The 5,170-nt window shown below is 59.2% G+C and carries 4 protein-coding genes; all 4 read left to right on the forward strand.

The window, feature by feature from the left end:
* Positions 1 to 26 precede the first annotated feature (26 nt).
* The 4 genes from Q1K49_RS03905 to Q1K49_RS03920 all read left to right on the forward strand — a co-directional run bounded on the left by Q1K49_RS03905 (position 27) and on the right by Q1K49_RS03920 (position 4,044).
* The gene (locus tag Q1K49_RS03905) at positions 27 to 1,586 is read left to right on the forward strand and encodes a carboxyl transferase domain-containing protein (RefSeq protein WP_300523027.1); all 1,560 of its coding nucleotides are present in this window, start codon (positions 27 to 29) and stop codon (positions 1,584 to 1,586) included.
* 28 nt (positions 1,587 to 1,614) lie between these two features.
* On the forward strand, positions 1,615 to 2,016 hold the full coding sequence (locus Q1K49_RS03910; RefSeq protein ID WP_300523030.1) for an OadG family protein: 402 nt from the start codon (positions 1,615 to 1,617) through the stop codon (positions 2,014 to 2,016).
* 463 nt (positions 2,017 to 2,479) lie between these two features.
* Entirely contained in the window at positions 2,480 to 2,881 is a 402-nt protein-coding gene (locus Q1K49_RS03915) for a biotin/lipoyl-containing protein (protein WP_300523033.1), read from the forward strand.
* A 38-nt stretch (positions 2,882 to 2,919) separates the two neighbouring features.
* Positions 2,920 to 4,044 carry a sodium ion-translocating decarboxylase subunit beta gene (locus tag Q1K49_RS03920; RefSeq protein ID WP_213693678.1) on the forward strand — a complete coding sequence of 375 codons (1,125 nt, stop codon included), beginning with the start codon at positions 2,920 to 2,922 and terminating at the stop codon, positions 4,042 to 4,044.
* Positions 4,045 to 5,170 lie beyond the last annotated feature (1,126 nt).

Here is a 5,170-nt window from a genome sequence, read left to right on the forward strand (position 1 = left end):
GAAGCAGGACGAGGAGGTTATGGTAGATGTCGGAAAAGAGCATCGACCAGCTTTGCGAGGAACTGCTGGCGAAACGGGAACGAGCGCAAAGCGGAGGCGGCGTTAAAGCCGTGGAGAAGCAGCATGCATCGGGGAAGCTGACGGCGCGGGAGCGCATCGCGAAGCTTCTTGACGAGGGGAGCTTTGTGGAGATCGACGAATTCGTGGAGCATCGGTGCACGAACTTCGGCATGGAGACGAAAGTGTTCCCCGGGGACGGAGTCGTGACGGGTTACGGAACCATCGACGGCCGCATCGTGTACGTGTACAGCCAGGACTTCACCGTCATCGGCGGTTCCCTCGGCGAAGCGCACGCGAAGAAGATCTGCAAAGTGATGGATCTGGCCGTGAAGAACGGAGCTCCGGTCGTAGGGATCAACGACTCCGGCGGCGCCAGGATCCAGGAGGCCGTGGACGCCCTTTCGGGCTACGGCAACATCTTCTTCCGGAACGTCCTGTCGTCGGGAGTGGTGCCCCAGATCTCCATCATCGCCGGCCCGTGCGCGGGCGGTGCCGTGTACAGCCCCGCCCTGACGGACTTCACCTTCATGGTGGACAAAGTGGGGATCATGCACATCACCGGCCCTGCGGTCATCAAAGCCGTCACCGGCGAAGAAGTCACGAGCGAACAGATCGGAGGCGCCCTGACCCACAACAGCAAATCCGGCGTGGCCCAGTTCTACTGTGCCACCGAGGACGACTGCCTCCGTCAGGTACGCCGCCTTCTGGGCTACCTTCCCTCGAACAACCTGGAGGACGCCCCCTGGGAAGAGACCGACGAAGACCCCTTCGGCACCAACCCAGCCCTTCGGACTCTCGTTCCCACCAACCCCAACAAAGGCTACAACGTCATCGACGTCATCAGCGGCGTGGTGGACAAAGAGAGCTTCCTGGAAGTGCAGCCCCTGTGGGCGCGGAACATCGTCACCGGTTTTGCGCGGGTGGGAGGCATCTCCATCGGCATCATCGCCAACCAGGCCAACTATATGGCGGGTTGCCTCGACATCGACGCCTCGGACAAAGCCAGCAAATTCATTCGTTTCTGTGATGCCTTCAACATCCCCGTAGTCACCTTCGAGGACGTTCCCGGCTACCTGCCCGGTCGTGCCCAGGAAGAGGGCGGAATCATCCGCCACGGAGCGAAAATGCTCTACGCCTACAGCGAAGCCACCGTTCCCCTCGTGACCATCATCCTTCGGAAAGCCTACGGAGGCTCGTACCTCGGCATGTGCAGCAAAGACCTCGGAGCGGACGTTGTTCTCGCGTGGCCCCAGGCGGAGATCGCCGTGATGGGAGCCGAAGGCGCGGCGAACATTGTCTTCCGGAAAGAGATCGAGAGTGCCGCGGACCAGGTGGCCATGCGGAAGCAGAAGATCGACGAGTATAAAGAAGCCTTCGCGAACCCCTACGTGGCAGCGGCGCGGGGCTTTGTGGATCGCGTGATCCTTCCGGAGGAGACCCGTGGAGCGCTGTACCAGGCCCTTCTGCTGACGGAGGGCAAGAAGGAGCAGCGTCCGAAGCGGAAACACGGGATCATGCCGCAATAGGGAACGGGGAAGAAGGGGGGAGACGTACATGGAACTGGCATCCCATTTTGTCGGAGCGGGAGGCGCGGTGATCCTGGCGCTCATTGCCTTCAGCATCGTTTTTCTGGTGCTCATCGGCTTGAGCTTCATCATCGTGGGGAACAAGTGTCTTTCCGAAGTCGTGGACAACAGGAAGAAGCAGCGGAGTACCCCTGCGGCATCCAAGCCCGCAGTTCCGACGGTTTCCCAGGCTGTTTCCGCCGGCGTTTCCCAGAGCGCTGACGAGGAAAATCTCATCGCGGTTCTTACCGCTGCGGTGGCGGCGACGCTCGGCAGCGCCGTCACGGTGACGAACGTCCGTCCTGTCTTCGCCGTCTCCAGACAGGCGGGGAGCGGAAACGGCTGGAGGGCTCTCGCCCGTACCTGCAATCTGGAGGGACGGGGATTCTAGTTCCTGAGCCGAGGAATTCTTCGGTGTCGCAGCTTGTTCCCGGGATGGCGGGCCACAGTGTGGCGCTGTCGGAATGGGAGATTGTTTTTGTCTTTGTACATGCTTTATAAAGAGGGTCCAGCCGGCATTCCGTTCATTGTTACGGCGTTCTCATGGTCCGTTTCTTGAAAGATGCTGCAGCAATGAAGTGCCGGGCTGTTTTTGGGAACGGTGACACGACCCGGCGATTTGTTCCGAGGTTTCTCGCAGTGCGGTACGCAATGGGGTGTTCGTGTGATCGCACGGTAACCGATACGCTCGTTTTCTCGAAATGTGCTGGAGAGAGCTGTTGCGACGGCGACATGTGTTTTCGCGCACTGCCCTATGCCTCGGGTCGATTGCTGTTCCGGATAGTGCGCTTTCGTTTCGTGAAAAAACCAGAATGTTTTTCAATCTTGCACTCTCCCAAGGAGGAAGGAAGAAGATGGCCCGAACGTTTCGGATCGCAGTGAACGGCAAGAGTTACGACGTGGAAGTTGAAGAGATCAAAGGAGGCGCATCGCCTGCCCCTGTAGCGGCGCCCGCGCCCGTGGTCGCCGCGGCCCCGGCTCCGAAGGCGGCGGCGCCCGCACCCGCGCCTGCGGCGGCGCCCGCTCCGGCGGCTCCCGCCGGAGGCGACGTGGTGAGTTCCCCCATGCCCGGCAAGATCCTGAAAGTGGCGGTTTCTGTGGGAGCCTCCGTGAACCCCGGAGACCTGCTGGTCGTTCTGGAGGCCATGAAGATGGAGAACGAGATCCAGGCGTCAAGCGGAGGCACAGTGAAGGAAATACGCGTCAAGGAAGGTGATTCAGTCAACACCGGCGACGTCCTCGTCGTCGTGGGCTAGCAGAGTTCCTGCCGTTCCCCGGGAACGAGGGAGGACGAATAATGCTGTATGTGGAAGCACTGCGTAGCATCGTAGAACAGTCCGGATTTCTGGGCCTCACGGGTGGTCATTTCGTCATGCTCACCGTGGCCCTGGTGCTCCTCTACCTGGCCATCGGCAAAGGCTTCGAGCCGCTTCTTCTCGTGCCCATCGCCTTCGGCTGCCTGCTCGTGAACCTTCCCCTGTCGGGCATCATGGATGAGGGAGGCTTTCTGCGTTACGTGTTCTACGGAGCGGAGCACGAGATCTACCCCGTGATCATCTTCATGGGCATCGGAGCCCTGACCGACTTCGGGCCCCTCATGGCGAACCCCATCACCTTCCTTTTGGGTGCGGCGGCGCAGCTCGGCGTGTTCGTAGCCCTTTTTCTCGCCATGGTCATGGGCTTCAGCGTGCGTGAAGCGGCGAGCATCGCCATCATCGGTGGCGCGGACGGCCCGACGAGCATCTACCTCACCATGAAGATGGCGCCCCAGATCCTCGGAGCCGTGGCCGTGGCGGCGTACAGCTACATGTCGCTCGTGCCGCTCATCCAGCCGCCGGTGATCCGCCTTCTGACCACCAAGGCCGACCGGGGCATTCGCATGGACCAGCTCCGCCCCGTGAGCAAGACGGAAAAAGTTCTCTTTCCCATCGTGTGCACCATGGCGGCCGGTCTGATCCTTCCCGCCTCCGTGCCGCTCGTGGGCGTGCTCATGTTCGGCAACCTCCTTCGGGAGTGCGGCGTGACGGAGCGTCTGAGCGGAGCGGCGCAGAACGAGATTCTGAACGCCACCACGATCTTTCTGGGCCTGTCCGTGGGAGCCACCATGGATGCCACGAGCTTTCTGAACATAGGGACCCTGAAGATCATCCTTCTCGGCCTTGTGGCCTTCGTGTTCAGCACTGCGGGCGGCGTGCTCTTCGGTCAGCTCATGAAGATCCTGTCCGGGGGGAAGATCAACCCCATGATCGGTGCGGCGGGAGTGTCCGCGGTGCCCATGGCGGCCCGAGTGGTGCAGCGCATGTGCCAGCAGGAGTTCCCGAGCAACTTTCTTTTGATGCACGCCATGGGTCCGAACGTGGCGGGCGTGATCGGGACCGCCGTGGCGGCGGGAGCCATGCTGACGCTGCTCACGCACTGACGGAGAGTTCTGCGGTTTCGCAGGAATCACGATGAAGGGGGCTTCCCGTGCGGGAGGCCCCCTTCGTTATTTTAAAAAATCCTAAACAAAGCATCTTCGTGCAAAATATATTATAAGGGAGCTCTGAATAAAGGCCTTTCTCTTTCCCTTGACTCGGGTCGCATCAGGATCTGCAAGGTGCCCTACGGGGCTGATGCGGCCTTATTCAGAGGTTCCATAAGTTTTTCAGGCGAGAACGCTGTTCTCAGTGAGAAGTATCACGGACGGCCTTTCAGCAAAGCGACGTGACGGGCCTGTTGAAAGTCCTCCGGGTTTTTACGCGATTTTCAAGGGTGACGAAACGGGCGAGCGATTTCGGGAGGAACGTTGCCATCTCGTCGCTGCTCTTCTCTTTTTGTTTTTTGTTGTATCGCAAAAGCCTTACGGTGTAGTATTGCAAAATGTTTTCCCCCATGTCGGCTGATCGCTGCGTCCGACGTAGAGGGCATCTTTCTCGAGAGAACGCAAAGCGTTCATAATTTAAGAGGTTCTGTATGCACGATGACGCAAAAAGATCCGTTGCTTGACGTGGTCTCCGTTGACCTGTATAAATGACCGTAACAACGACGCAATGGAGATTATTTCGTCGTAATAGTCAGAAAAATATAGAAGTCATCGGTGCCGGAACCGCCTTCGGTACCTTCAAACGGGAGTTCTCCACAGTTCGCATTTTCGCGGTCGATACCTCGCATTGTCATTGCTTCCACAGGAGCCTGCCCGGTTCCCAGCCGTTTCCGTTCAAGATTTTCGTCTTGAAAATCGGGAACTGAGAGAGAAAACGCTCTCCGTCAGGAATGACATTTTTCCGGAGAAGAGAGCCACGGGCGGACTGTCGAGCATTTCCCTGGATCGGAATTATTCTGTGAGGAATGCCTTCGCTCGGAACGGAATGTTGTTCACGCTGCGGAGGCTTGAGTGGCGGACTGTCCCGAGTCGCCGAGGGACAGAAGCAGGACGAGGAGGTTATGGTAGATGTCGGAAAAGAGCATCGACCAGCTTTGCGAGGAACTGCTGGCGAAACGGGAACGAGCGCAAAGCGGAGGCGGCGTTAAAGCCGTGGAGAAGCAGCATGCATCGGGGAAGCTGA

Source organism: Aminiphilus sp. (assembly GCF_029975095.1).
Taxonomy (GTDB): domain Bacteria; phylum Synergistota; class Synergistia; order Synergistales; family Aminiphilaceae; genus Aminiphilus.